Source organism: Streptomyces sp. NPDC050263 (genome assembly GCF_040655955.1).
Lineage (GTDB): Bacteria > Actinomycetota > Actinomycetes > Streptomycetales > Streptomycetaceae > Streptomyces.
The window spans coordinates 1-26,310 of the sequence record NZ_JBFAKW010000014.1; the positions used below are offsets into that span (position 1 = coordinate 1).

Here is a 26,310-nt window from a genome sequence, read left to right on the forward strand (position 1 = left end):
GTACGTCCAGTACGAGGACTTCCGGCCGGCACACCGAGAGCACGCACCGGACGCCGCTCCTTGACGGGCAAACGTTGCCTGCCGCGGCACTAGACGGCGTCGGGAAGAGGCCGGGGCGGGACCGAAAAAGCCCGGGCGCCCCCGTGCCGGGGGCGCCCGGGCTCAACGGCCGAGGATCAGCGCATCAGCCGTGCTTGGCGCGGCTCGCGGTGCGGGCGCGGTCACGCTGGTCCAGCACCACCTTGCGGATGCGGACCGCCTCCGGGGTCACCTCGACGCACTCGTCGTCGCGGCAGAACTCCAGGGACTGCTCCAGCGACAGCTTGCGCGGCGGGACGATCGCCTCGAACGAGTCGGCCGAGGACGACCGCATGTTCGTGAGCTTCTTCTCCTTGGTGATGTTCACGTCCATGTCGTCGGAGCGCGAGTTCTCGCCGACGATCATGCCCTCGTACACCTCGGTGCCGGGGTCGGTGAACAGGACGCCGCGCTCCTGGAGGTTCGTCATCGCGAACGCGGTGACGGCGCCGGAGCGGTCGGCGACCAGCGAGCCGTTGTTACGGGTCGTCAGCGTGCCGAACCAGGGCTCGTGGCCCTCGTGGATGGAGTGCGCGATGCCGGTGCCGCGCGTACCGGTGAGGAACTCGGTACGGAAGCCGATGAGGCCGCGGGAGGGAACGACGAACTCCATGCGGACCCAGCCGGAGCCGTGGTTCGACATGTTGTCCATACGGCCCTTGCGGACGCCCATGAGCTGCGTCACCGGGCCCATGTGCTCCTCGGGCACGTCGATCGTCATGCGCTCGACGGGCTCGTAGGTCTTGCCCTCGACTTCCTTCGTGACGACCTGCGGCTTGCCGATGGTCAGCTCGAAGCCCTCGCGGCGCATCTGCTCGACCAGGATGGCGAGCGCGAGCTCACCACGGCCCTGGACCTCCCAGGCGTCCGGCCGCTCGGTGTCGAGCACGCGCAGCGAGACGTTGCCGACCAGCTCGCGGTCGAGGCGGTCCTTGACCTGGCGGGCGGTGACCTTGCGGTCCTTGACCGCGGCCTTGTTGTCCGCGCCCTTGCCGGTGGCGCCGCGGCCGACCATCGGCGAGGTGTTCGTGCCGATGGTCATCGAGATCGCCGGCTCGTCGACCGTGATGAGCGGCAGCGCGATCGGGTTCTCGGGGTCGGCGAGGGTCTCGCCGATCATGATGTCCGGGATACCGGCGACGGCACAGATGTCACCGGGGCCCGCCTTCTCGGCGGGCTTGCGGGTGAGCGCCTCGGTCATCAGCAGCTCGGTGATGCGCACGTTGGACATGGTGCCGTCGCGCTTGATCCACGTGACGGTCTGACCCTTGCGCAGCTCGCCCTGCTCGACGCGCAGCAGCGCGATCCGGCCGAGGAAGTTGTCGGCGTCCAGGTTGGTGACGTGCGCCTGGAGGGGGGCCTCGGTGTCGTACTCCGGAGCCGGGACGTGCGACAGGATCGTGGAGAAGAACGGCTCCAGGCTGTCGCTGTCCTGCGGGACCGTGCCGTTCTCCGGCTTGGTGAGCGAGGCCACACCGTCACGCGCACACGCGTAGACGATGGGGAACTCGATCTGGTCCTCGTCGGCGTCGAGGTCGAGGAAGAGGTCGTAGGCCTCGTTGACGACCTCGTCGATGCGCGAGTCGGGGCGGTCCGTCTTGTTGATGCACAGGATGACGGGCAGGCGGGCCTGCAGCGCCTTGCGCAGCACGAAGCGGGTCTGGGGCAGCGGACCCTCGGAGGCGTCGACGAGCAGCACCACCGCGTCCACCATCGACAGACCGCGCTCGACCTCGCCGCCGAAGTCGGCGTGGCCGGGGGTGTCGATGATGTTGATGGTGACGACCTCGCCGCCGTCCTTGGGGTGGTACTTCACGGCCGTGTTCTTGGCCAGGATCGTGATGCCCTTCTCACGCTCCAGGTCGTTCGAGTCCATCATGCGGTCGTCGAGCGACTCCGCGGCGTGCGCTGCGAAGGCACCGGCCTGCTTGAGCATGGCGTCGACCAAGGTCGTCTTGCCGTGGTCGACGTGAGCGACGATGGCGACATTGCGGATGTCGTGGCGCGTGGCCATATAGCGGCGTTCTCCCGGAGTGTGAGGACGGCCCTGCTGCGTACGTCTGTGTTACGCGGGCCCTGCCGGGCTTGACACGCCACGGCCTCACCCCATGGTACGTGGCCCCGCGACGGACAGCCTCCGCAGGGCCACTCGGCCGGTTCCGGCTCAGTCCTCGGAGGGGCTCACGGAGGGGCTCACGGAGGAGTTCGGGGCGGGGGTCGAGGCGCCCTTCGCGCCGCTCGCGCCCTTCTTCAGGAAGCCCATGTCCTGGTAGACGGGGGTCTCGAAGCCGAAGGCGCCGGCGTTCGCCACGTTCTTGCGGACGGCCGTGAGCTGGGGCCGCTGATAGAGCGGAATCGATCCGGCAGCGGCCCAGATCCGGGAGTCGGCCTTGCGCAGCAGGGACCGCGCCTCGCTCGCGTCCAGGGTGCCGATCGCCTGGTCGAAGAGCTGGTCGACCTGGTCGGTGCCGACCCGCGTGTAGTTCTGCTCGACGCTCAGCGAGCCGTCGGCGGCCGGGACGGGCTTGGCGTAGATCGGCCGGGCGTCGGTGGCGGGGAAGGCGGACGCGGGCCAGGAGTACAGGGCGAGGTCGTACTGGCCGGAGGCGATGTGGTCCTTGAAGTAGCTCTCGTCGGAGACCTTGGTGATCTCCGTGCCGATGCCGACCTTGGCCAGCATCTTCGTGATCCGCCCGGCGACCGCCGCCAGGGACTCCGAGCCCGGGCCGGACGGCAGCACGAACCGCAGGTTCAGCGCCTTGCCGTCCTTGGCCAGCGCCTTCGCCGGAGCCACGGCGGGCGCGGCGGTGCCGGCCGACGCGGGGGTCGCGTCCGGGGCCGCGGTGCCCTTCGGGGCGTAGGCGCCGGGGGCGCCGCCCTGGTTCGGCTGCTTGTACTGCTTGCCGTCCTGGGCGAGCTGCCGCCCGCCGCTCTCGCTCTTGTGCGCGCTGTTCTGCGCGCTCTCGTCCTTGGCCGCGTGGTGCTTCTCCTCGCGGCCGGTCTCGGCCGGCGCCTTGTCGTCCTCGCCGACGATGTAGGTGCCGTCGTCGCCGCCCGCGGAGTCGTCGTCGGCCTTCTTGCCCGCCGCGCCGGCCGCCTTGCCGCCCTTCTCCTTGACGGGGCCGCCGGCCACCCAGCCCGCGTCCGCGAGCAGCGCCTGCGCCTCGGAGGTGTCCTGGCCGCCGAGCGCCCCGCTGTTGTCGGCGTAGACGTCCTGTCCGGCCAGGGCCAGATGGCTGCCCACGGGCTGCGCGGGCAGCCCCAGCGGCTTCAGCACGAGCCGGGCCAGTTCCTTGCGGTCCAGCGCCCGGGCCACGGCGCGGCGCACCCGCTCGTCCGCCAGCGGCCCGTTCGCGCCGTTCAGCGCCAGCTGGGTGTAGGCGGGCTCCAGCGATCTGCGCACCTCGAACCCGCGCAGCGCCTTCTGCTGCTGCTCCCACTGCGCGATCGCGCTGCGCAGCTTCGTGCGGGCCTCGTCCTCGTCCTCGCCCTCGCCCTCGTCGTCGTCGTCGGCCGCGTCCTCGGCCAAGCCGTGGGCGAGCGCCCAGGACCGCAGCGCCTCCGCCGCGGTGCGCCCGGAGCCGGGGCCGGCGAGCGGTCCGGCCGCGCCGTTCGCCGCGCCGTCGACGCGCTGTGCTGCGACCGGGTCGACCTCGGCCAGATCGATCTTCCCGTCGGCCAGCGCGGACACCCGCTCGTCCCTCGGGACGGCCGTCAGCACCAGCTCGGACAGCTTGGCCGGGCGGCCCCACCAGCGCGGGTTGCGGGTGAGGCGCACCTCGTTCTTCTTGCGGTCGATCCGCTTCACGAGGAACGGGCCGGCGGTCACCTTCAGGGTGGGCCGCGCCCCGTCGTTGAAGGCGTCGGGCGTGCCCATGACGTCCTTCGGGTACAGCGGGGAGAACAGCGACCGCCAGTCCGCGTAGCGCCGGCTGAAGGTGACCCGGACCTCCAGGTCGTTCTCGCCGCGCTCGATCTTCTCGATGCGGTCGTAGCCGGCGTTGCGGGCGGTCCAGTACGCGGTGTCCTTGCCCGCCAGCGCGCGCCACTGGGCGGCGAAGTCGGCGGCGCCGATCTCCCGGCCGTCGCTCCAGACGGCCTGCTGGTTCAGCTTGTACAGCACGACCTGTTTGGGCTCGGCGTCGACGACCTTCGCGGACTCCAGGTAGTCGGCGTCGCGCTGCGGCCGCCCGTTCGCGTCGATGCGGTACATCGTCGGCAGCACGGCCTGGGCGACCCGGGTCGTGGTCGCGTCGGCGTCCGCCTGGAAGGTGTTGAAGGTGTCCGGCACGGCGTCCACCGCCCAGCGCAGGGTGCCGCCCTCGGCGATCCGGGCGCGGGCGGCCGGCGCGATGTCCTGGCGGGCGAGCGGCTTGCCGGCCTCGTCGGCGGAGCCGCAGCCGGACAGCAGGGGCACCGCGAGCACACCCGCGGTGAGGAAGGCGACCGAGCGCAGCACCGCGCGCGGACCGACGCCGTCGTGGGACATCTCTGGTACCTCCGGTGACGCGGGTGCGTTTTGATCACGTTTGGCGGTATTTTGGAGTTGATCAGATCTACGGCTCTCTGAAGAGGAACTGAAGACGAAAGGATTCGCCTGCCGGGAGCGACACGGCGGCGGGCGCGTCCAAGGCCACCCGTGCGGAGCAACGCACCCGCCAATCGCTGCACACGCCTTCACATTCACCGGTGTGACGCGCAACACTCGCAGGCGCATGAACGTTGCCGTCCAGGGCACCGCCCACGGAAGCGAGGTCATGTCATGTCCGTGCACGACGACCTGACAACGGTCCAGCGCTGTCTCGACGACCTGTACCGGTCCGTCGGCCGCCTGGAACAGCAGCTCGGCAGCGGCGGCCTGGAGATGCGCCGCGTCCGCACCGACGCCGCTCATCTCAAGGAGAGCGTCGCCCTGCTGCGCGAGGCCGCGGCCCAACCCCGCGCACCGCGCAAACCCGAGCTGGTCACCATCCCCGACACCCCGTACGACGACTCCCTGTGGATCGACACCGACGACGAGGGACTCGGCGCCCGGGACCGACACGCACCCTGACCCGACCGGAGTCCTGAGTTGGCCACTGGTACGGAACCCCCACCCACCGACCCCCATCCCCGAAGCGGCGTACGCGGCGCCGACCGCGCCGCGATCGCCGCGCCCCATCTGCGGACCGACCGCTGGTGGCTGGCCCCCGCCGCCACCGCCGCCGGTCTGCTGGCGTTCATCGTCTACTCGACCTGGCGGGCCTTCGCGAACGCGGACTACTACGCGGCGCCGTACGTCTCGCCGTTCTACTCGCCCTGTCTGGCGGACAACTGCGAGACGATGCGGCACGGCCCCAACGCGGACCTGCTCGGCGGCTGGTGGGGCATCTCCCCCGCGATCATCATCCTGATCTTCCCGCTCGGCTTCCGCCTGACCTGCTACTACTACCGCAAGGCCTACTACCGGGGCTTCTGGGCCTCACCCCCGGCCTGCGCGGTGGCCGAGCCGCACGCGAAGTACACCGGTGAGACCCGCTTCCCGCTGATCCTGCAGAACATCCACCGGTACTTCTTCTACGCCGCGATCCTGGTCGCCGGGATCCTGACGTACGACACCGTGCTCTCCTTCCGCGACGAGCACTACAACTGGGGCCACATGGGGCTGGGCACCCTCGTATTCCTGCTCAACATCACGCTGATCTGGGCGTACACGATCTCCTGCCACTCCTGCCGGCACATCGTCGGCGGCAAGCTGAAGCACTTCTCCAAGCACCCCGTGCGCTACCGGGCCTGGCAGTTCGTCGGGAAGCTGAACGCCCGTCACATGCAGCTCGCCTGGGCGTCCCTGGTGAGCGTGGCGCTCGCCGACTTCTACGTGTACCTGGTCGCGTCCGGTGTCTTCGACGATCCGAGGTTTTTCTAGATGCGCGAGCTGCGCGAGATGAGTGGGGCCTTCTGATGTCCGTGGTCGACCGCCAGGAGTGGGACGTCGTCGTGGTCGGCGCGGGAGGCGCCGGGCTGCGTGCCGCCATCGAGGCCCGGGAGCGCGGCGCCCGCACGGCCGTCATCTGCAAATCCCTGTTCGGCAAGGCGCACACCGTGATGGCCGAGGGCGGCATCGCGGCGGCGATGGCCAACGCCAACGAGCACGACAACTGGCAGGTCCACTTCCGCGACACCCTGCGCGGCGGCAAGTTCCTCAACCAGTGGCGGATGGCCGAGCTGCACGCCCAGGAGGCCCCGGACCGGGTGTGGGAGCTGGAGACCTGGGGCGCCCTCTTCGACCGCACCAAGGACGGCCGCATCTCCCAGCGCAACTTCGGCGGCCACGAGTACCCGCGCCTCGCCCACGTCGGCGACCGCACGGGCCTGGAGCTGATCCGCACGCTCCAGCAGAAGATCGTCGCCCTCCAACAGGAGGATTTCCGCGAGACGGGCGACTACGAGTCCCGGCTGAAGGTCTTCCAGGAGTGCACGGTCACCCGGATCCTCACTGTGTCTGACAGCGGCTCCGCCGCGGGCGGCAGCCGCGTGTCCGGCGTCTTCGCCTACGAGCGCGAGACGGGCCGCTTCTTCGTCCTCCAGGCGCCCTCCGTGGTGATCGCGACCGGCGGCATCGGCAAGTCCTTCAAGGTCACGTCGAACTCGTGGGAGTACACGGGCGACGGCCACGCCCTGGCCCTCCTGGCCGGCGCGCCCCTGCTGAACATGGAGTTCGTGCAGTTCCACCCGACGGGCATGGTCTGGCCGCCGTCGGTGAAGGGCATCCTCGTCACCGAGTCCGTACGCGGCGACGGCGGGGTGCTGAGGAACTCCGACGGCAAACGCTTCATGTTCGACTACGTCCCGGACGTCTTCAAGGAGAAGTACGCCGAGTCCGAGGAGGAGGGCGACCGCTGGTACGAGGACCCGGACCACAACCGGCGTCCCCCCGAGCTGCTCCCCCGTGACGAGGTGGCCCGCGCCATCAACTCCGAGGTGAAGGCGGGCCGCGGCTCCCCGCACGGCGGGGTCTTCCTCGACGTGTCGACCCGGATGCCCGCCGAGCGGATCAAGCGCCGGCTCCCCTCCATGTACCACCAGTTCAAGGAACTGGCGGACGTCGACATCACCGCGGAGGCCATGGAGGTCGGGCCGACCTGCCACTACGTGATGGGCGGCATCGCCGTCGACTCCGACACGGCCGCCGCCCGCGGGGTACCGGGGCTGTTCGCGGCCGGCGAGGTGGCCGGCGGCATGCACGGCTCCAACCGGCTCGGCGGAAACTCCCTGTCCGACCTGCTGGTCTTCGGCCGCCGCGCCGGACTGCACGCGGCACAGCACACGGCGGACCTCGCCGGAGCGCGCCCCACGGTGGACGACGCCCAGATCGACGCGGCGGCCGCGGAGGCCCTGCGCCCGTTCTCCGCCGAGGGCGAGGAGCCCGCCGCAGAACCGCCGGAGAACCCCTACACCCTCCACCAGGAACTCCAGCAGACCATGAACGACCTGGTCGGCATCATCCGCCGGGAGGGCGAGATGGGGCACGCCCTGGAGAAACTGGCCGAACTACGCGTACGGGCGCGGCGGGCGGGCGTCGAAGGCCACCGCCAGTTCAACCCGGGCTGGCACCTCGCCCTCGACCTGCGCAACATGCTCCTGGTCAGCGAGTGCGTGGCCCGCGCCGCCCTGGAACGCACGGAGTCGCGCGGCGGCCACACCCGCGAGGACCACCCGACGATGGACCGCGGCTGGCGCAACGTCAACCTGCTGTGCGCGCTCGTCGACGCGACCGGCGGCCTGGCGGCGACGGACCCCGTCCGCGGCCAGATCGCCCTCACCCGAGAGACCACCGAACCCATCCGCCCCGACCTGCTCGCCCTCTTCGAGAAAGAGGAGCTGGTCAAGTACCTCACCGAAGAGGAGCTGTACGAGTGAGCAGCTACGAGGCCCGCTTCCGGGTCTGGCGGGGCGACGTCGACGGCGGTGGCCTCAAGGACTTCGCGGTCGACGTCAACGACGGTGAGGTGGTGCTGGACATCATCCATCGCCTCCAGTCCACGCAGGCGCCCGACCTCGCCGTCCGCTGGAACTGCAAGGCGGGCAAGTGCGGTTCATGTTCGGCGGAGATCAACGGTCGGCCCCGGCTGATGTGCATGACGCGCATGTCGGTGTTCGACCGGGCGGAGACGATCACCGTCACTCCGCTGCGCGCCTTCCCGGTGATCCGTGATCTGGTCACGGACGTCGGCTTCAACTACCAGAAGGCCAGGGAGGTCCCGTCGTTCGTGCCGCCGGAGGGGGTCGGGCCCGGCGAGTACCGGATGTTCCAGGAGGACGTGGACCGTCCGCAGGAGTTCCGCAAGTGCATCGAGTGCTTCCTGTGTCAGGACACCTGCCATGTCGTCCGCGACCACGAGGAGAACAAGCCGGCGTTCGCGGGCCCGCGCTTCCTCATGCGGGTCGCCGAGCTCGACATGCACCCGCTGGACGGGGCCGAGGAGAGCGGCCTGGACCGCAAACGCACCGCCCAGGACGAACACGGCCTCGGCTACTGCAACATCACCAAGTGCTGCACGGAGGTCTGCCCCGAGGGCATCAAGATCACGGACAACGCACTGATCCCCTTGAAGGAGAGGGCGGTCGACCGCAAGTACGACCCACTGGTGTGGCTGGGGTCGAAGATCAGGAGGCGGTCGTCGTAGTCGTCGGGGGCAGCGGGGGCGTGCGTCCGGGACGCCGCGCGAGCGACTGGACGCCGAGCCCGGCGAGGTTGACGGCCATTCCGACGAGCGGAATGAAGAAGTTCACCGCCGGCCCGCCGGGGGCCAGCGGGCCCAGGAACACGAAGAGGCTCAGGCCCAGGGCGCTCATCAGGGCGCCGATGCCCCACAGTCTCGGCCGCAGCACGGAGCGTCGGCGCAGCGGCGGCATCCACTCCCGCGTGACGGCCGCGATGCCGAGCGCCGCCATGACCGTCACACAGACGACCATCGTCCCCACCAGTGCCCCGTACATGCGCTCAGGATCCCAGCGGCTCCGGCACGCGCAAGGGATTTGACCCGACGATGGCCCGCGGACGAGGAAGAGTTGGGTCCTACCGGACCCAGCCCTCCCGGTACGACGTCCAGTCCTGCTCGGTCGCCGCGAAGTCGACGTACGCCGCGACGCCGAAGTTCGCGCGGTCCGCGTCGGTCCGGGACAGCCCCAGCCGGACGCCCCGGACGGCGGCGGCGACCGTCTCGGCGTGCGCCCAGTGGCCGAACCGGTTCTCGCGGTAGAAGGGCAGGCCCATCAGCAGGTCGGTGCCGGCCGGGGTGACCTCCAGGGCGAGCGAGGTCTGCTGGGCGACGTAACCGCCGTACGTGCCCTCCAACGGCTGCATGGTGTCGTACGACATCACGGCGATCTGGTCGACGCGACGGGCGACCTGGCCGAAGAACTTCTGCGACCACCACTTGGGGTGACCGGTGGTCGCGCCCCAGAAGGAGTGGAAGCCGGGCACCGGATCGATCTGGTGGGCGGCGACGGAGAGCTGGGCGTCGTGCGCACGGGTGACGGCGCGCAGGGCGTCCAGGAGCGTGAGGTAGTCGGCGTCGTCGGAGTGCAGGGGCTCCAGGTCGAAGTGGGCCCCCTGGAACCCGACGGCGAGGATCTCGCGGGTCGACCGGACGACGGCGGCCCGTGTCGCCGCCCGCTCCAGCCGCATGCCGTTCGGGCTCTCACTGGCGAGGACGTCGCCGAGCCAGGCCTGGACGCGGAGCTTCGGCGCCTCCCGGTGGACGGCCGCGATGAACCAACGCGCGTTGGCGTACGCGGACTCGGGCAGCGTGCCGTCGTGCTCCAGCGGGCCCGCGTGGACGTAGAGGTCCCGCATCCCGGTGTCCCGCAGCCGGTCGGCCAGCGCCTTGACGTCGGCGTCCTTCTTACGGCCGTCGACCCAGGCGTGGCCCAGCCAGATGGCGTCCTTGCCGCGGGTGTACGTGCCATCGGCCGGGTCGCCCAGGTAGTTCACGCGGAGGGCGGCCAGGGCCGCGAGAACCGGCACGACGAGGAGCAGGACGAGGCCGAGGGCGACGCGGAGCAGCAGCCGACGGCGACGACGCCTGCGCGGGGGGACCACCGCCGCCTCGGCCGCGTCATCGGCGGGGTCTTCGGCCGCCGCCGGCGTACCCGCCTCGGCTGCGTGATCGGCCGTGTCATCGACTGCGGGTGGCGTCTCCCCCTCGACCGCCGTCTCGACCGCCGTCTCGACCGCCCCCTCGGGCACCCCTTCGGACACCCCTTCGGCCGCCGCCTCCGTCTCCGCCCCTGCTTCCTTCCCTGCTTCCTTCCCTGCTTCCTTCCCCGTGTGCTCCAGCGCGCGTTCCACCGCGGTTCCCCCTCCCGTGTTGTTCCGCCCCACCGCCCCCGTCTCGGGTGTATCCCGGTCGCGTGGCCGTATTCGCGGCCATACGCTCCCAAATGTGACCTCTTCCTTGCTCCGAGGCCGGCCGCGGCGTTCCGCATCGCACATATCCGTGCGGGTGGCGCATGCCGTGCTGGGCGGTGCGGTCGGGGTCGTGTGGCTGGTGTTGCCAGGGATGACGTCCGGTGGCAACGCTCCGGTTGCGATCAAGGAGCCGAAGCCCGCCGCGAGCGCCGCCGTGGCCCAGGACGACGAGAAGTCCACCGTCGATCTGGTGCTGCCGCTGGCGGCCGTCGCCGCGGCGGGCGCGGTCGCCGGGTACGGGTACATACGCCGGGTCCGGCGCACCCGCGAGCGCACGACCCCCGGCGGGGCCGGCAGCCCGCCGCCGCGGACGTCGTCGCCGCCACTCGCCGCCCCCGACGAGCAGGCCTGTGCGGCGCTCGTCGCCGCCGACAACCGGATGCGGGCGGCACGTGCCGAACTCGGCTTCGCCGACGCGCTGTTCGGTGCGGAGGCCGTGGCGTCCTTCCGCCGGGCCGTCCGCGAGGCGGAGCACGAACTCGCCGCCGCGTTCCGGATGCGGCAGCGCTACGACGAGGGGGTGCCCGCGGAGGCGGCGGCCCGGGGACACGCGCTCGCCGGGATCGTCGGGCGGTGCGAGGAGGCGGGGCGACGGCTGGACGCGGTGGCCGGCGACTTCGAGCGGCTGCGCGGTCTGGAGCACGGGGGGTTGGGTGAGGCCCTGGGGGTCGCCGAGGGCCGCTTCCGGGAGCTGGCGGGGCGTGCGGGGGCCTCGGAGGCCGTTCTCGCCGGGCTCCGGACCCGGTACGCTCCCACCGCCACGGCCTCCGTCACCGGGAACGTCGAACAGGCCAAGGACCGACTGGTGTTCGCCACCTCCCTGCTGAACGAGGCCCGCCAGTCGGCCGACTCGGGGCGACCCGAGCGGGCGGCCCGGCATCTGCGTGCCGCCGAGGGCGCGGTCGACCAGGCGGCCGTCCTCGTCGAGGGAGTCGACCGACTGGCCGCGGAACTGCGAACGGCCGACCAGACGGTGTCGGCCGCCCTGACCGGCGCGGAGTCAGAGCTCTCCTGGATCCGGGCGCAGGACCGGGAGCGGGAGCGGGAGCGGGACCGGGAGCGGGACCGGGAGCGGGGACAGGAACGCGAAGGGGCGCCCGGGGGCGCCGGGCCCCCGCCCCCGGGCGAGCTGCACTCGCGGCTCGCGCATGCCGATGCCGTGCTCGCGTCCGTGCGGCAGGAGTGGACCGGCGGGCAGCTCCATGACCCGGTCGGGGTGCTGCGGCGGATCGTGCGGGCGACCGCACCGGTCGCCTCGGGGCGGGCCGGGGTGTTGCCGGCCGCCGCGCTGCTCATCGCCCGCGTCGCCGTCGCCGCCGCGGTCGACTTCGTCGCGACGCACCGCGGAGCGGTCGGCGCGACCGCACGCACCCGGCTGGCGGAGGCGGAACGGCTGCTCGCCACGGGGGACCCGGCGGACCGCCCGACCGCCGACGTTCTCGCCCTGGAGGCACGGGAGCTGGCCGAGCTCGACGTGCGGGCGCACGGGAACCCGTACGCGGGGCCCGGCGCGGCCGGCGCCGGCGGAGCCGTCCTCGGCGGCATCGTCCCGGCCGAGGATCCCGGAAGCGGGACACCGGCGGGCTTCGCCGGACCCGCCTCTGGCTGATCGTGCGTCAGAACAGGCTCAGCAAGGCCTCCGCCGGGTCCGCCAGGCCCGTCTCGCCGTCCGGCAGCGGCAGTTCGAACCACACCGTCTTGCCGCGCGGGGTACGGCGCGAGCCCCAGGCGGCCGAGAGAAGGCCGACGAGCTGAAGGCCGCGGCCGCCCTCGTCGGTGTCCCGGGCGCGGCGGCGACGGGGCTGGACGAGGCCGGAGTCCCAGACCTCGCAGACCAGCGTGCGGTCCAGCAGCAGCCGGAGCCTGATCTCGCCCTCGCCGTACCGCAGGGCGTTCGTGACCAGCTCGCTGACCAGCAGTTCCGTCGTGTCGACCAGGGGTTCCAGGTCCCAGGACAGCAGTTGCCGGCGCGCGTGCTCTCTCGCCCGGCCCACGCTGCGCGGCTCGCGCGGCAGGGTCCAGTCGCCGACCGAGTCGGCGGGCAGCCCCTGCACACGTGCCATCAGCAGGGCGAGGTCGTCCTCGCCGTGGTGGGTGTCGAGGGTGTTCAGGACGTGGTCGCAGACGTCCTCCAGCGGGCTGGAGGGGTCCGTCAGGGCGTTGACGAACGCGTTGAGCCCCTCGTCCAGCGGGTGGTCGCGCGATTCGACCAGACCATCCGTGTAGAGGGCCAGCAGCGCGCCTTCGGGGAGTTCGACCTCCACCTCCTCGAAGGGTTCGCCGCCCACGCCGAGCGGCATGCCCGGCGGCACGTCCAGCATCAGCGCCGGTTCGCCGGGTTCGACGAGGACCGGGGGCAGATGGCCCGCGTTGGCGAAGGTGCAGCGCCGGGTGACCGAGTCGTAGACCGCGTACACGCACGTCGCGAGGTACACCTCGGACAGGTCGGCCTCGCGGGGGCGGCGGGCGGCGCGGGTGGCCTGCTGGACGCCGCCGGGGGTGCCGAGGCCGCGCGCGATCTCGTCCAACGCGGAGAGCACCTCGGCGGGTTCGAGGTCGAGCAGCGCCAAGGTGCGCACGGCGGTCCGCAGTTCGCCCATGGCGACGGCGGCCCGCAGTCCGCGCCCCATCACGTCGCCGACCACCAACGCGGTCCGGTGCCCGGGGAGTTCGATGACGTCGAACCAGTCGCCGCCGACCTCGCTGGGGCGACCGGTCGAGGCGTTGCCGGGGAGGTAGCGACAGGCGATGTCCAGTCCGGAGGCGACCGGGTCGCCGGGCGGCAGCAGCGACCGTTGCAGTATCAAAGCCCGCTCGTGCTCCCGCCGGTACAGCCGCGCGTTGTCGATGCAGACGGCGGCGCGGGCGGCCAGCTCCACGGCCAGATCGAGGTCCCGGTCCCCGAACAGCTCGCTGCCCTTCGTCCGCGAGAACTGCGCGAGGCCGACGACCGTGTCGTGGGCGACCATCGGGACGGCCAGGGTGGACTGCACGAGGCCGCCCTCCTCGCCGGGGATGAGCTGCGGGCGGGCGGTGCGCAGAGCGTCCGCGCAGGGCGAGTTGAACGGGAAGTGGTGGACCGCGCCGACGGCGACGGGCGGGCCGCTGCCGGCGAAGGGGGCGTCGGAGACGGCGGAGGAGAAGGCGACCCGGCGCAGTTCCGCGCTGCCGTCGGCGAGGCCGGGCGGGGTCTCGTCGCCGGCCAGGAGTCCTTGGTAGAGGTCCACGGTGGCGAGGTCGCAGAAGCCGGGCACGACGACGTCGAGGAGCTCGCGCGCGGTCGTCTCCAGGTCGAGCGAGTTCCCTATGCGGGCGCCCGCCTCGTTCAGAAGGGCGAGATTGCGCCGTGCGGCCGCGGCCTCCCGGGCGGCGGCGCGCCGGGCGGTGATGTCGGTGCCGAGCCAGGCGACGCCGATGGGACGGCCGCTGCCGCTGTGCACGCGGTAGAGGTTGATGGACCAGTGCCGTCGCTCTTCGGAGCCCGGCACGAAGCCGGTGACGTGCATGTCCGTGATGGACTCGCCGGTCTGCAGGACCCGGCGCAGGGTCGCGCTGACCCGTTCGGCCTCGGGCCGGGACAGATAGTCGTGGACGCCCTTGCCGCGGTGGTCGTCGGGGGTGCCGCCGAAGGCGGTGGAGAACTGCTGGTTGGCGCGGCGGATCCGCAGGTCGGGGTCGATCAGCAGGAATCCGAACGGGGATTGGCCGAAAATGGCCTGCGAGGCGGCGAGGTCGGTCTCGATACTGCGGAGCGTGCGGACGTCGACGACGATGCACACGGCGGCCTTCTCGCCGTCCAGGCTCTGCGTCGGCATGACGTACACCTCGGCGAGGCCCGGCTCACCGCGTCCGCCGCCGGGCACCGGGTCCGGCATCCGGAACGGGACCACGCCGGTCCACTCGCGGCCGTCCAGGATCTCGGCCATCTTGCGCTGGCCGCGTTCGCGCAGGTCCGGGTCGACGAAGGCGTCGATGGGGTCCATGCCGACGGCCTTGTCGGCGGAGATCCCGAAGATCTGCTCGGCGCGCAGACTCCACTGGTCGACGAGGCCGTCGGGGCCGATCGAGAACGAGGCGACCTTGATGTAGTCGTAGATCGAACCGGGCGGACTGCTCTGCCACATGGCGTCACCGTGCGCCGCCGCCTCGCCCACGCTGTCGGCCGGATGGCCGGCCGCGCTGTCGGCCGGGCCGTGCACGGCGTCCGCGGCGAGCACAGCGTCCGGGGCGAGCAAGCCAGGGCTCTTCGCCCTCGCGCCGCCCGACGGGTCCTCGGACTCCGTGGCCTTCGCTGGTATCTCGCTCACGCGAACCGTCCCCTCCAGCTCACCGCGTCCGGCACCGGTCACCGGCGGCGGCTGCCCGCAGTATCCAGCACTACGGGGCCGCACGACACGGTGTTCACGATCACAGCACGGTCCAGGCGTTTTTTGGCCCGTTCCGCGACAACACTTCCAGTCTTCTAACCAGCGGACACGCCGTCGAATCACCCCTTCCGCAACCGGTCGGCGACCGGAACCGGACGGACGACACCGCCACCCCCGCTGTACCGGGCTCATCCCCGCGTCACGCCCCGTCAACCCGGCACCGCGAGTTCGAACCACACCGTCTTGCCGGTGTCCCCGGGCCGGGTGCCCCAGCGGCGCGAGGAGGAGGCCACGAGCTGCAGCCCGCGTCCGCTCTCGTCCTCGGGCCGGGCGACGCGCTCGCGGGGCGGGTCCGGCAGCGGGTCGGAGACCTCGACCAACAGCACGCCGGCCATGCCCGCGGGGCGCACCAGCCGGACCCCGATGGGGCCCGTCGCGTGCCGCAGCGCATTGGTGACCAGCTCGCTGACCAGCAGAGCCGTGATATCGCCCAGACTGTCGAGGCCCCAGCCTCGCAACTGGTCGCGGACGGCGCTGCGGGCGGTGCGCACGGCACCGGGCTCCGCGGGAAACGTCCACTCGGCGCGGTCGCCTTCGGTGTCGATCACGCCGATCACTTCCCAGGCCAGCGAGTACACCCCTGTCCGATTTCATGGGGTTAGTGAGCACATACCCGATATCCACGAGCCAGTACCGCACGACAGGGCGCACAGTGGCACGAACGGCGTACCCCCCACCCCGCCTCCCGATCAACGCGCCCCCGGGGCGGAGAGAGACCGCCCCGCGCGCCCCGGGGGTGGCCGGATCGGCGGGATGGGGCGGCAGCCGAGGACCGGCCCGAGGGACCAGAGGGCCGGGGGCGGGGGCGGCACGGGTGGGGCGGCCGCGGTTCAGGGGGTTTCGGTGGGGAGCCTTGTGAGGGTTTCGCGCACCGCGGGGACGTCCTGGTCCAGCCAGTCGACGTCCCAGACGTCGTCCGGGGTGAGCCAGCGCAGCGCGTCGTGGTCCTGGAGGGGTTGGGCGGCAGGGGAGCCGGAGCGCAGGCGGGCGGTCCACACCTGGAGGACGTACGGCGACCTGAGGGGCCATTCCCCGGGGACGCGCTCGACGGTCTCCGCCTCGACGCCGAGTTCCTCGCGGAGTTCGCGCACGAGGGCCGCCTCGGGAGCCTCGCCCTTCTCGACCTTGCCGCCGGGCAGTTCCCAGCGCCCGGCGAGTTCCGGGGGCGCGCTGCGGCGCGCGGCGAGCAGGCGGCCGCCGTCGAGCAGGGCGGCTCCGACCACCACGATCCGTTCCGTCATGCGCCGGAGCCTACGGGACCGGGACGTGTCAGCTCCGGGTGCCGTCCACCCCGTTCTGCGCCTGGGCCTGCGCCTGGGGTTGCGCCTGCGGCTGCACCGAGGACTGGCCCTGGCCCACGCGCTCGACCCAGTAGAGCTGCTTGTGACCGCGGGCGTCGAGGCTGTCCGCGATCTTCTGGGCCTCGGCCCGCGTCGCGTACCGGCCCACGCGGTACCGGTTGCCGTTGTCGTCCTGCCGTATGACGTGCCAGGGCAGAGAGATGGTGCTGTCGTTCATCACGCCCCACGCCCCCTTCTCGCCCCGGCCCGCCCGGATCCCGTCCGCGGCACGCCTCGCGCCCCGCCTTCCAAGGAAACCGCAATCCGCATATGCCCGAGCGTACGCCTTACCTTTACGCACCGAACACGACTTTGCACAAAGAGGTACGCAACCAGCCAAGACGCAGGGGGCGCACGGGGCCGAACGCGCCGTGCGCGCGCCACAATGCGTCCGGTTGGCGGGGTTCTTGGCGCGTAGCGAGCGACCTGCGAGAACGACCGGAAACGACCGGATCCCGACGGCCCGCGAACGGACCCACGGCACGCGGATACCAGGGGCAACTGCCGGAAGGGTGTGCGCCGTCCGAGCGAATGCGCTACCGCCCCTGCCCGCTCCCTCGCCTCCCCCGCTCCGCCTCCTCCCCCGCTCCGTCCCCTCCGCCCGCTCCGCCGGCTCCGTCTTCTACGCCCGCCCCGGCGGGGCTACTTCACCGGCAGGTGGTACGCGACCCGGTAGCGGTCCGCCGGAATCACCACGTCGGCCGTCTCGACCGGCCGGCCCGAGGCGTAGTACGTGCGCTGGACGACCAGGACGACATGCCCCGGAACGCCGCCGAGGGCGAGCAGTTCCTCGGCGAGGCCGGGACGGGCGCCCACCTCCTCGGTGACGTTGTCGACGATGACGTCGATCGCCCGCATCCGCTCGACGACGCCCATGCCGCCGAGCGGACCCTCCTCGGGCAGCATCACGGGCGTACGGCCGGTGACGGCGAGGGGCTCCCACGAGGTGGACAGCATCATCACCTCGCCGGCCTCCCGGAAGAGGTACTTCGTGCACATCACGCGGTCGCCCGACTGGATCCCGAGCCGCTCGGCGACCGCCACGCTCGCCTCGACCTGCTCGCTGCTGGACTCCCAGGTCCCCCGCGTGTGCGCCTCCGCCTGCTCCTGACGGAACGGCGTGGCCCCGCTGACGGGGCGATAGCCGGAGCGGGAGATCCGGCGCGGCACGGGACGCTCACGCACATACGTTCCCGAACCGGAACGGCCCTCGACCAGCCCCTCGGCCATCAGCACCTTGCGCGCCTCGAGGGCCACGGTGTCGGAGACCCCGTACTCCTCGCGGATTCTCGCCTGCGAGGGCAGGCGGGTGTGCGGTGGCAGCGACCCGTCGGCGATCTTCTTGCGGAGATCACCCGCGACACGCAGATACGCCGGCTGCTCACCGAATGTCACTGGCCACTCCCATCAGGTTGTACAGACAGCTACAGCCTGGCAACCGTGGGTTGTGCCGTGCAAGCAAAGGCCAGAGAATCACTCGATGTGATGACATACGTCTGGGAAACGCATCAGCCAGGCACTTTCTCCCCACTTTCTCCCCACTTTCTCCCCACTGCTGACCCGATCACACCTCCAGGCCGCTGTCGCTGCCGCCCCCGCCCGTGTCACCGCTCCCGCCGTCCTGGCCCTCGTCGTAGGTGGGCGGCGTGGTGGCCAGGCCCAGAGCCTTGCGTGCCGTGACCGTGGCGTCGCCGTCGACGTACTCGTAGGCGGCGTCGTAGTGCTCGTAGAAGCCGTCGACGTCGGTGGCCTTCTCCGCCGCGGCCCACTCCTTGGTCGCGGCCTGCATATCCTTCACCAGGGCGGCGACGGGTTCCCGGGCCGCCGCGGACCAGGTGTGCGCGCCCAGCACGGCTGCCTGCGCGCCGGTGACGTCCCCGGTGGCCCCGGCCCAGGTCCGGTTGCCGCCCAGGTCCTCCTCGGCGAGTTCCTCCGGCTCCTCGAAGAGCACGTCGTCGACGGCGGCCATCGCTTTCAGGAAGGCCAACTGGTCGGCGTCCAGGGTCGTCTCGTCGGCGCGCAGCGAGCCGGTCAGGGTCCCCTTCTCGTCCGCACTCGCGAAGACGCAGGTGATCTCGCGGTCGCCCCACTCCCAGCTCTCGGAGGTGGGCGTGAGGTAGTAGACGTCGACCTCGTCGGTCAGCGCCCAGGGGTCCATCGCGTAGGTGTCATGGAGGTCGTAGCACTTGTCGTCGGCCACGTCCGTGACGTGGCCGTCGCCCGGGTAGTCGCTGCCGGTCAGCGGGACGGACGCGAACACCTCGGCGTCGTGCTCACCGGAGCAGGGCACCTTGTCGACGTCGTAGACGTCCTCGTCGAAGGTCTTGCCCGGCACGTCGAAGCAGTCGCCCTTGGCGAGCGAGAAGCTGGAGTTGCCGCTCGCGCCCTCCTTGAACCCCTCCCAGAATTCGGAGGCGCCGCCCGTGGCCAGCGCCAGCACCCACAGCGCGAGTCCGACGGAGGACAGGATCGAGCCCGCGATCGCCATCCCCTTGCCGCGCTCGCCCTTCCTCTTGATCTGCACCAGCGCGACGATCCCGAGAACCAGGCCGACGGCCGGCAGGAAACAGAGGATGCCGAGGACCAGGGAGGCGATGGCCACGCCGTTGATCGGCGCGGGCAGCCCGTAGGGGTTGTACCCCTGCCCCCAGCCCGGGTAGTGCGCACCGCCGTACGGAGCCCCGTAGGGGGCTTGCGGGTACGGCCCCTGGGCGTACGGGTCCTGCGGATACGGGCTTCCCGGGTACGGGCTCTGCGGCTGCGGAGGCTGGTACGGGTCCTGGGGCTGGTGGGGCCCGGGAGGCGGGGGTATGGACACGAGTACCGTGCTCCTGGTTCAGACGGGTTCAGGCAGTTGTCGAGGCGTCTTCGAGGCAGTCGGTCAAGCGGTCGTTCAGGCGCTCGGGTCAGTCTGACAGGGGGTTCCGACAGGTGCGCTGAACTGGTGTACGACTGGGCGCATCGTAAGCGCGGTACGAGCGGGGGTGAAATGGCGATCACGAAGGCAACGATCCAGGCGGTCAACGCGCTGACCTGCCGTTGGGCCGGGGTCGTCGACGGAGGCTCGGTCTTCTCGGCCGCGGGGGCATGGCCGCTGCTGGCGTTCCTCGCGGACGGCGCGACGGGCCCCGCACGCGAGGAGCTGGCGGAGGCCCTCGGAGTGCCGGCCGACGAAGCCGCCCACGCGGCACGGGGGTTGCTCGCCACGATGGAGAAGATGCGCGGTCTCGACACGGCCCTGGGACTGTGGACCAGGCGCACCCTGGAACTGCGCGAGGCCTGGGAGGCGGGGCTGCCGGCCGAGGCGCACGGCGTGCTGACGGCCGACCCGGCCGCCGACCGGAAGGCCCTGGACGCCTGGGCGGCGAAGCGGACCGGCGGGCTGATCGAGCGGATGCCGGTCACGTTGACCGACGACACCGAGATGGTGCTGGCGAGCGCACTGACCCTGCGGACGAAGTGGCTCCGCCCCTTCGACGAGGTCCCCCTGTACAGCCCGCACTGGCCCGGCTGGACCGACCGGCCGCTGCTCGCGCTGCGGCGCGCGACCCTCCTGCTGGACCGCATCGGCGTCGCGGACACGCCCGACGGACACCTCACCGAGCTGAAGGTGTTCGGCGCCGACGGCATCGACGTCCATCTGCTCCTCGGCGAGGAACAGATGACGCCGGGGCAGGTGCTGGGCGCGGGGGTGAACCTCCTCGCCGGCCGGCACCCGGTCGTGCCCGGCACCCTGCTCCCCTACGGGGACGTCGGTCCCGGCCTGCGCATCCAGAAGGTGCGCTCCGCGACGCCCGACCCGCCGACGCTGGACGTCGCGACGGCGGCGTTCGACGTCACCGCCGACCACGATCTGCTCGCGCACCACGAACTGTTCGGCCTCACGACCGCCCGGGACACCGACGAGGGTCGCTTCCCCGGTATCAGCGCGCTCCCGCTGGCCGTGGGTTCCGCTCAGCAGTCCGCGACGGCCGAGTTCGGAGCGAAGGGCTTCCGAGCGTCCGCGGTGACGGCCTTCGCCCCCGTCGGGGCCGGTGCGATACCCCGGCTCCGCTGGACCACCACCAGACTCCGAGCCCGCTTCGACCGCCCCTTCGGCTTCCTCGCCCTGCACCGCCACTCCCGACTGGTACTGGCCGCGGGCTGGATCACGGAACCCAAGCCCTTCGACTGACCAGCAGACAGGTGTACGGAGTTGAACATGTGGAAGCAGAGCCTGGACGCGGCCGGCATCAGGGATCCGCAGCTGCGCCGCGACTACACGGCCCAGCGGCGACTCGTCGCACGCTATCGCCGCAGCACCTACCTGGCGGCCCGACTGCTGCTGCCACCGCCCGTGCTGCCCCACGTGGTGGCCGCGACGGCCGTGATGCACCACGGCGACAACCTCCTGGACACCGGCCCGAAGCCACAGCGGATCGCGGCCTGGGCGTCCTGGGAACAGCAGCTGCGCAAGGCGCTGGAGACGGGCGAGACCGACACCCCCCTGATCCGCACCCTGCTGCACACCCTCACCGGTCACCCGCGCCTACGGCCGGCACTGGAGGAGTACCTGTCCACGGCCGACACCGACCTCGACTTCAAGGGCTTCACCACCGAGTCCGACTACCAGGCCTACCTGGACGCCTACTCGCTGCCCGCCTTCAGGCTGATCGCCGTACTGCTGGAACCGGAGACCGACGCCGACCGCTACCGGGCCCTGTGCCGCACGTTCATCGACGGCAGCCAACGGCTGGACTTCGTCAACGACCTCGCCGAGGACCTGCGGGAAGGCCACCTGGGCATCCCGACCGAAACCCTGGACCGCTTCTCGGTGACGATGGCGGACCTGACGGCAGGCGTGCAGTCAGCGTCCGTCGGCGCTCTGGTGACCCACGAGGTCGAGGCCGCCCGCAGGGACCTGGAATCGGCCCGCGAACTCCCCACCCTGGTCGCCCCCCAGCACCGAGCCCTGCTGGCCGCAGTGATCGACATCGAACTCCTGACCGCATCCGCAGCCCTGACCCGAGGCGCCGCCCTCCTCCACGGCTCCGCACGCCCACCCCTGACGAGCACCCTGCGAGCACTGCGCGACGCCCGCCGCAGGGCCCGCAGCCAAGGCTGATCGCACCCCGAACGTCGACCAGCGCTCACCCGCGGAAGAACCCGTCGAGCCGCCGGGGGGACCCAGGACCGCATGCCCTGTCAGTCGCCGGAAGTGCCGCTCAGCGCGTCGGTCAGCTGCCGCGCGCGGGTCTCGTCTCTCAGGAGGGCCTCGACCAGGGGGCCAGTGCCCGGATCGGCCGTACTCACCAGGTTCAGGCCCGCGGCCTCGTCGAGGTACTGCTCGACGGTCCGGGCGTCGGCCGTCAGGCGAACGCGGTCACCGGCGGTCAGTGCACGGTGAACCGAGGCGTAGTCGATGCCCAGGCGTGCCAGTCGCCCGCCGCCCGCGTACCGGGTGTCCTGATCGGGGGCGCTCGTCCCCGACAGATGCGGGTACTGGAGCGCGACCTCGTGGGTGGCCAGGATCGCGAGCAGTACGTGCTCGGTGCCCACCACGCCGTTGCCGAGACGGCGCGCCTGCTCATAGGTCTCCAGTTTGACCCAACTGGCAGGCAAAGACGCCCAGTTGACCCCACTGAGCCTGGTCAGCCACCGCATCCAGAGGGACATCCGACGATAGTGGCCACGGCCGAGGAGAACGTCGCGGGTGGCGTGCAGCAGAGGGTTGAGACCATCCTCCCGACTCCCGGAGCCACCGTCGAGGCGGGTGCGTACGGCCTGCGGTGAGATACCGCAGGCGCCCAGCAGCTCCACAGCGCGGTTGTCCTCCTCCAGCAGTCCCCTCAGCAGATGCTCGCCGCCGAACTTCGCCGTGTCTTCCCGCTGCGCGTGCCCCATCGCGGCGGTGAGCGCTCTGGCCGCAGCGCCCGTGAAGCGGGTGCGCCGATCACCGTCGTCCCCCAGGATGTCCTGCGAGGCAACGCTTCCCTCCGCGTCGTCGCCCACGGTCCACGCGCCGTTCCTGTGCATCCTGTCCCGCAACACCGCCAGCAGCGTGGTCTTGGTCGCCCCTTCCTCCACGAGTGCTTCGCGCGCCGGCCCCCGGGCCGTGGTGATGCCGGCCAGGAGATGCTCGGTGCCGATGGCCCCCTCGGCGTCTCCCCGCGCGCCCCGAGCGGCCCCCAGGATTCCCACGATGTTCCAGTCGGGCGACTTGATCGCTTCCATACGGCCTTTCCTCTTCCTGCTGGTCTGCTGAGCAGCCTCCCTGACCGGGGCGGGAGGCGGCGTCGCCCCGGAGAAGGATCCGCTCCTGCATCCTGGGGTAGACCCCGAGCGTTGCCGGCCCACCGGATGCGCGGGCCCGATGACGACGGCAGCCCGTTCGCCACGCGAAGGGTGAGGTCCACGGGCGTCCACCCGCCCCGTTCCGTCCGCGGCGGCTGCCGCGCTCGCCGGGACCAACGCTCCGCCGGCCCGGACCGCCCCACGGTCCGGCCGTCCCCGGCCGCCGCCGCCGACTGACCCACAACGGGCGTCACCAGGAAACAGGGTGACGCTGTCCATCGTCGTCTCCCGCCTTCTGCCTTCTGCCTTCTGCCTTCTGCCTTCTGCCTTCTGCCTTCTGCCTTCTGCCTTCTGCCTTCTGCCTTCTGCTTCAGGACTTCAAAGCTGTTTCGGGTCGATCAGGTTCATTCGTTGTCGCCGAGAGCCGCCATCGGTGTGATGCGCGTCGCGCGGCGGGCCGGGAGGAGGCCGGCGAGGGCGGTGAGGAGGGCCAGGCCGGTGAAGACCGCCAGCAGTTGCCCGGCGGGCAGCCGCAGGGGTGCCTCGGCGACGGCGATGCGGATGAGCAGCCAGGCGTAGGGGACGCCGAGGGCCAGGCCGAGGACACCGCCGAGGGCGCCGTAGAGACCGGCTTCCATGGTGATGCTCCGGCGCAGTGCGCCGCCGCCCATCCCGAGTGCCCGCAGCAGCCCGAACTCCCGGGTGCGTTCGATCGCGGTCAGGCTGGTGGTCGTGGTGACGCCCACGACGGCGATGAGGACGGTCAGGGCGACCAGCCCGAGTGCGGTGGTGCGCGTGATCCGGATCGTCTCGTCGCTGCTGTCCCGGTATTCCGCCAGGACGCTGATGGAGACGCCGGCCGGGTCGGCGACGTGGTCACGGATCGTGCTCTCCAGCGCCCGGTGCGCCTTGCCGCGGGCGGCGAGGCCCTCGTCGTCCGCGTCGGCGAGGATGGCGCTCGCGTTCCGGCCTGCGCCCATCCGGTCGAGATCGGCGGGTACGACGAGTACACCTGCCTGGAGCGGGGCCTTGCCGGGCAGCGTGGCGGCGACGGTCAGCCGGATGTCGCCTCGGCGGGAGGGGAGGGTGAAGGTGTCGCCCGCCGTCACGCCGAGGAGGTCGGCGACGTCGGATGCGACGACCGCGCTGCCCCGGCCCAGGTCGTCGAGGGTCCCGGTGACGGTGTCGATGTTCTTGCCGGTGGGCAGGGCGCCCGGATCCAGGTCCGTCACGTCGACCTCCTTGCGCGCCCCTTCGGGGCCGATGGTGACCGGCAGGGTGCGGTAGGGGGTGACATGGGTGAGCTGGGGTGCGGCGGCGAACTCGCGTACGGCGGCGGCGTCCAGGCCCTTGCTGCCGCCCGCGACCCGGAAGTCGGCGGGGGCCTGGAGCGCGTCGGAGCGTTCCATGTAGCCCGCCAGACCGGCGAGGCTGACGAGGGCGCCGGAGACCAGGGCGACGCCGAGGGCGACGACGACGGAGACGGCCGCGGCACGTCTCGGGGCGCCGCCGACTCCGCTGACGGCCAGTCTGCCGGTGGTGCCCAGCCTGCGCAGCGGCCATCCGGCGACGGTCAGGACGGGGCGGACCAGGAGCGGGCCGAGGGCGATGAGCGCCAGGAAGGCCAAGGCCGCCGAGGCGACGGTGACCATCATCGCGGAGTCGCGGTCGTAGCCCTGCCGGCCTGGCCCGGGCAGATCGCCGAGGAGGAGAGCGACGAGCCCCGCGCCCGCGAGGGCGAGGAGGACTCCGGCGGCGAGCCGGGCGGGCCCGACACCGCGTTCGCCCGTGACGGTGCTCGCGGCGCGCAGTGCCTGAAGCGGTGACACACGGGCCGCGGACACGGCGGGGGCGAGCACCGCGCAGACCGTGACCAGCACGGCTCCCACGATCACCAGCACCGCGGCCGCCACGGGGAAGCCCGGCCCCGACAGCTCCGCTCCCGCGAGGAGGCGGGCGGCCGGCGGGGTGAGGTGTCCGGCGCCCAGCGCCGTCAGCACACCGAACGAACCGGTGACCGCGCCCACCAGGGCGCCCTCGACGGCGAGAGCCGTCACCAGCCGGCCCTGCGGGGCTCCGATGGCACGCAGGAGCGCCAACTGTCGCAGCCGCTGCGCGAAGACGATCCGGAAGGCCGAGGTGGCGACCAGCGCCGCGGCCGCCACGGCGACGGCCAGAAAGACGGAGATGAGCAGGAAGACCTCCAGGAGGTCCCCTTCCAGGGTCTCCTTCGCTTCCCGGGCCCGCACGGCGCTGCCGGACGCGAGCGACGCGCCCGCGGCCGCCTCGTCGAGTACGGCACTCACCCGCTGCGACAGCTCGCCCTCCGGGACACGGTCCTCGGCGCGGATGTCCACGCGCTGAAAGCCCGGCAGATCCGTGAGCGTCTCGATGTACGCGTCGGTGGTGTAACCGCCGCTCTGCTGCTCGGCGGTGGCCGTGCTCTTCACCACCCCGGTGACGGTGACGACGGCCTTGACGGTCTTCTCCGGGTTCTTGCGGTCGGGGACCAGCAGGGTCGTGCGGCTGCCGGGGGCGAGCTCCAGTTCCTCCGCGGCCCGCCGGTTGACCGCGATCTCACCGCGGCGGTCGGGATAGCTTCCCTTGACGAGCCGCACCTGGGACAGCGGTCCGGTGCCGGGGTCGGAGCGCAGATCCAGCCAGCGCTCGGATGAACCCGCGAGCGGTGCGCCGGACTCCACTCGGCCGATGGCCTCGGCCACACCGGGCAGCGCGCGGATCCGCCGCAGCGTGGCGGCGCTGAGGGCGCCCGACTCCGCGCCGGGGGTCGCGACCAGGCTCGCCGCCGTGGGAGTGCCGCGGAAGCGGTCGAGGACGGTGTTCACGGTGATCTGCTGGGCCATCACCGTGCCGAAGACGACGAAGGCTGCCACCAGCACCGACAGGCCGGTCGTCAGCAGCCGGCCGGGCCGCCGGATCAGCTCGGCCAGCTGCGATCCGAGGACGCTCGCGCGCCAGGACGGGTTCATCCGGCCCTCCCCACGACCTGCACGGCCCGGGTGACATCGGCGCCGGACGCGGTGTCGACGTCGTTGACGATGCGTCCGTCGGCGAGGACGACGACACGGTCGGCGTAGGCGGCGGCATGCGGGTCGTGCGTCACCATGACGACGGTCTGGCCCAGGTCGCGCACGGAGCGGCGCAGGAGGTCCAGTACCTCCGTGCCCGACCGCGAGTCCAGGTTTCCGGTGGGCTCGTCGGCAAAGATCACGGCGGGCCGGGCCACCAGGGCCCGGGCCAGCGCCACGCGTTGCTGCTGGCCGCCGGACAGTTCGCCGGGCCGGTGCGCCAGCCGGTCGCCGATGCCCAGGACGCCCACGAGGTGGTCGAGCAGGTCGTGGTCCAGGCGTCGGCCGGCCATGGTGACCGGCAGCGCGATGTTCTCCAGGGCCGACAGCTGAGGCAGCAGGTTGAACGACTGGAAGAGGAAACCGACCTTGTCCCGTCGTACCCGGGTCAGCGCCCGGTCGGACAGGCCGGTCAACTCCGTTCCGTCCAGGACCACCTGACCCGAGGTGGCCGAGTCGAGACCGGCCAGGCAGTGCATCAGTGTCGACTTGCCCGAGCCCGAGGGACCGGAGACCGCGGTGAATCGCGCGCGGGTGAAACCGACCGTCACCCCGTCCAGGGCCCTGACGTGCGCCTCCCCTTGTCGATAGTGCTTGACCAGTGCCACGGCCGAGGCGATGTTCTCACCATCGGTCGCCGGCATTTCCGT

General features: G+C 71.9%; 20 protein-coding genes. 7 read left to right on the plus strand and 13 right to left on the minus strand.

The annotated features are described in order from the left end of the window. Nucleotides 1-184: 184 nt before the first annotated feature. A complete protein-coding gene (gene typA, locus AB0J04_RS09035) occupies nt 185-2,092 on the minus strand; it encodes a translational GTPase TypA (protein ID WP_363167684.1) in 1,908 nt (635 codons plus the stop codon). A gap of 150 nt (nt 2,093-2,242) precedes the next feature. Beyond that, nucleotides 2,243-4,567: an ABC transporter family substrate-binding protein gene (locus tag AB0J04_RS09040; RefSeq protein ID WP_363167685.1), complete on the minus strand. Its 2,325-nt coding sequence runs from the start codon at nt 4,565-4,567 to the stop codon at nt 2,243-2,245. 273 nt (nt 4,568-4,840) lie between these two features. Between AB0J04_RS09040 and AB0J04_RS09045 the strand changes: the two genes are divergently transcribed. From AB0J04_RS09045 to AB0J04_RS09060, 4 genes are read left to right on the plus strand one after another with little or no spacing between them, the layout of a single operon-like run. Beyond that, the gene (locus AB0J04_RS09045) at nt 4,841-5,131 is read left to right on the plus strand and encodes a hypothetical protein (protein WP_363167686.1); all 291 of its coding nucleotides are present in this window, start codon (nt 4,841-4,843) and stop codon (nt 5,129-5,131) included. An 18-nt stretch (nt 5,132-5,149) separates the two neighbouring features. Beyond that, nucleotides 5,150-5,983: a hypothetical protein gene (locus tag AB0J04_RS09050; protein WP_363167687.1), complete on the plus strand. Its 834-nt coding sequence runs from the start codon at nt 5,150-5,152 to the stop codon at nt 5,981-5,983. Between the two features lie 35 nt (nt 5,984-6,018). Further along, nucleotides 6,019-7,977 carry a fumarate reductase/succinate dehydrogenase flavoprotein subunit gene (locus tag AB0J04_RS09055; RefSeq protein ID WP_363167688.1) on the plus strand — a complete coding sequence of 653 codons (1,959 nt, stop codon included), beginning with the start codon at nt 6,019-6,021 and terminating at the stop codon, nt 7,975-7,977. Further along, a complete protein-coding gene (locus AB0J04_RS09060) occupies nt 7,974-8,744 on the plus strand; it encodes a succinate dehydrogenase/fumarate reductase iron-sulfur subunit (RefSeq protein ID WP_363167689.1) in 771 nt (256 codons plus the stop codon). The genes AB0J04_RS09055 and AB0J04_RS09060 overlap by 4 nt, the downstream gene beginning before the upstream one ends. On the opposite strand, the gene AB0J04_RS09065 is transcribed toward AB0J04_RS09060, so the two are convergent. Both AB0J04_RS09065 and AB0J04_RS09070 read right to left on the minus strand, forming a co-directional pair. After that, nucleotides 8,725-9,057, minus strand: a complete 333-nt coding sequence (locus tag AB0J04_RS09065; protein ID WP_363167690.1) for a hypothetical protein — start codon at nt 9,055-9,057, stop codon at nt 8,725-8,727. The two genes, AB0J04_RS09060 and AB0J04_RS09065, sit on opposite strands and share 20 nt — an antisense overlap. A gap of 79 nt (nt 9,058-9,136) precedes the next feature. Next, complete coding sequence (locus AB0J04_RS09070) at nt 9,137-10,411, minus strand: hypothetical protein (protein ID WP_363167691.1); 1,275 nt, start codon at nt 10,409-10,411, stop codon at nt 9,137-9,139. Nucleotides 10,412-10,505: 94 nt separating this feature from the next. On the opposite strand from AB0J04_RS09070, the gene AB0J04_RS09075 reads away from it, so the two are divergent. Beyond that, nucleotides 10,506-12,140 (plus strand): hypothetical protein, encoded by a 1,635-nt coding sequence (locus AB0J04_RS09075; protein ID WP_363167692.1) that lies wholly within the window; start codon nt 10,506-10,508, stop codon nt 12,138-12,140. A gap of 7 nt (nt 12,141-12,147) precedes the next feature. On the opposite strand, the gene AB0J04_RS09080 is transcribed toward AB0J04_RS09075, so the two are convergent. The 6 genes from AB0J04_RS09080 to AB0J04_RS09105 all read right to left on the minus strand — a co-directional run bounded on the left by AB0J04_RS09080 (nt 12,148) and on the right by AB0J04_RS09105 (nt 19,116). Next, entirely contained in the window at nt 12,148-14,838 is a 2,691-nt protein-coding gene (locus AB0J04_RS09080) for a SpoIIE family protein phosphatase (protein WP_363167693.1), read from the minus strand. A gap of 269 nt (nt 14,839-15,107) precedes the next feature. Beyond that, nucleotides 15,108-15,536, minus strand: a complete 429-nt coding sequence (locus AB0J04_RS09085; RefSeq protein WP_363167694.1) for an ATP-binding protein — start codon at nt 15,534-15,536, stop codon at nt 15,108-15,110. 252 nt (nt 15,537-15,788) lie between these two features. Then, a complete protein-coding gene (locus tag AB0J04_RS09090) occupies nt 15,789-16,199 on the minus strand; it encodes an NUDIX domain-containing protein (protein WP_363167695.1) in 411 nt (136 codons plus the stop codon). A gap of 28 nt (nt 16,200-16,227) precedes the next feature. Further along, complete coding sequence (locus AB0J04_RS09095; RefSeq protein ID WP_363167696.1) at nt 16,228-16,476, minus strand: SPOR domain-containing protein; 249 nt, start codon at nt 16,474-16,476, stop codon at nt 16,228-16,230. A gap of 464 nt (nt 16,477-16,940) precedes the next feature. Beyond that, nucleotides 16,941-17,693: a GntR family transcriptional regulator gene (locus AB0J04_RS09100; protein ID WP_363167697.1), complete on the minus strand. Its 753-nt coding sequence runs from the start codon at nt 17,691-17,693 to the stop codon at nt 16,941-16,943. A gap of 169 nt (nt 17,694-17,862) precedes the next feature. Then, nucleotides 17,863-19,116 carry a DUF4190 domain-containing protein gene (locus tag AB0J04_RS09105; RefSeq protein ID WP_363167698.1) on the minus strand — a complete coding sequence of 418 codons (1,254 nt, stop codon included), beginning with the start codon at nt 19,114-19,116 and terminating at the stop codon, nt 17,863-17,865. 171 nt (nt 19,117-19,287) lie between these two features. Between AB0J04_RS09105 and AB0J04_RS09110 the strand changes: the two genes are divergently transcribed. Both AB0J04_RS09110 and AB0J04_RS09115 read left to right on the plus strand, forming a co-directional pair. Next, nucleotides 19,288-20,472 (plus strand): serpin family protein, encoded by a 1,185-nt coding sequence (locus AB0J04_RS09110; RefSeq protein WP_363167699.1) that lies wholly within the window; start codon nt 19,288-19,290, stop codon nt 20,470-20,472. A gap of 27 nt (nt 20,473-20,499) precedes the next feature. Further along, the gene (locus AB0J04_RS09115) at nt 20,500-21,402 is read left to right on the plus strand and encodes a squalene/phytoene synthase family protein (protein WP_363167700.1); all 903 of its coding nucleotides are present in this window, start codon (nt 20,500-20,502) and stop codon (nt 21,400-21,402) included. Nucleotides 21,403-21,482: 80 nt separating this feature from the next. Here AB0J04_RS09115 and AB0J04_RS09120 read toward each other — a convergent pair whose 3' ends face one another. From AB0J04_RS09120 to AB0J04_RS09130, 3 genes are all read right to left on the minus strand, one after another. Then, on the minus strand, nt 21,483-22,511 hold the full coding sequence (locus AB0J04_RS09120) for a Clp protease N-terminal domain-containing protein (protein ID WP_363167701.1): 1,029 nt from the start codon (nt 22,509-22,511) through the stop codon (nt 21,483-21,485). 464 nt (nt 22,512-22,975) lie between these two features. Then, on the minus strand, nt 22,976-25,561 hold the full coding sequence (locus tag AB0J04_RS09125) for an FtsX-like permease family protein (protein WP_363167702.1): 2,586 nt from the start codon (nt 25,559-25,561) through the stop codon (nt 22,976-22,978). Further along, complete coding sequence (locus tag AB0J04_RS09130) at nt 25,558-26,304, minus strand: ABC transporter ATP-binding protein (RefSeq protein WP_363167703.1); 747 nt, start codon at nt 26,302-26,304, stop codon at nt 25,558-25,560. The genes AB0J04_RS09125 and AB0J04_RS09130 overlap by 4 nt, the downstream gene beginning before the upstream one ends. Nucleotides 26,305-26,310: the final 6 nt, after the last annotated feature.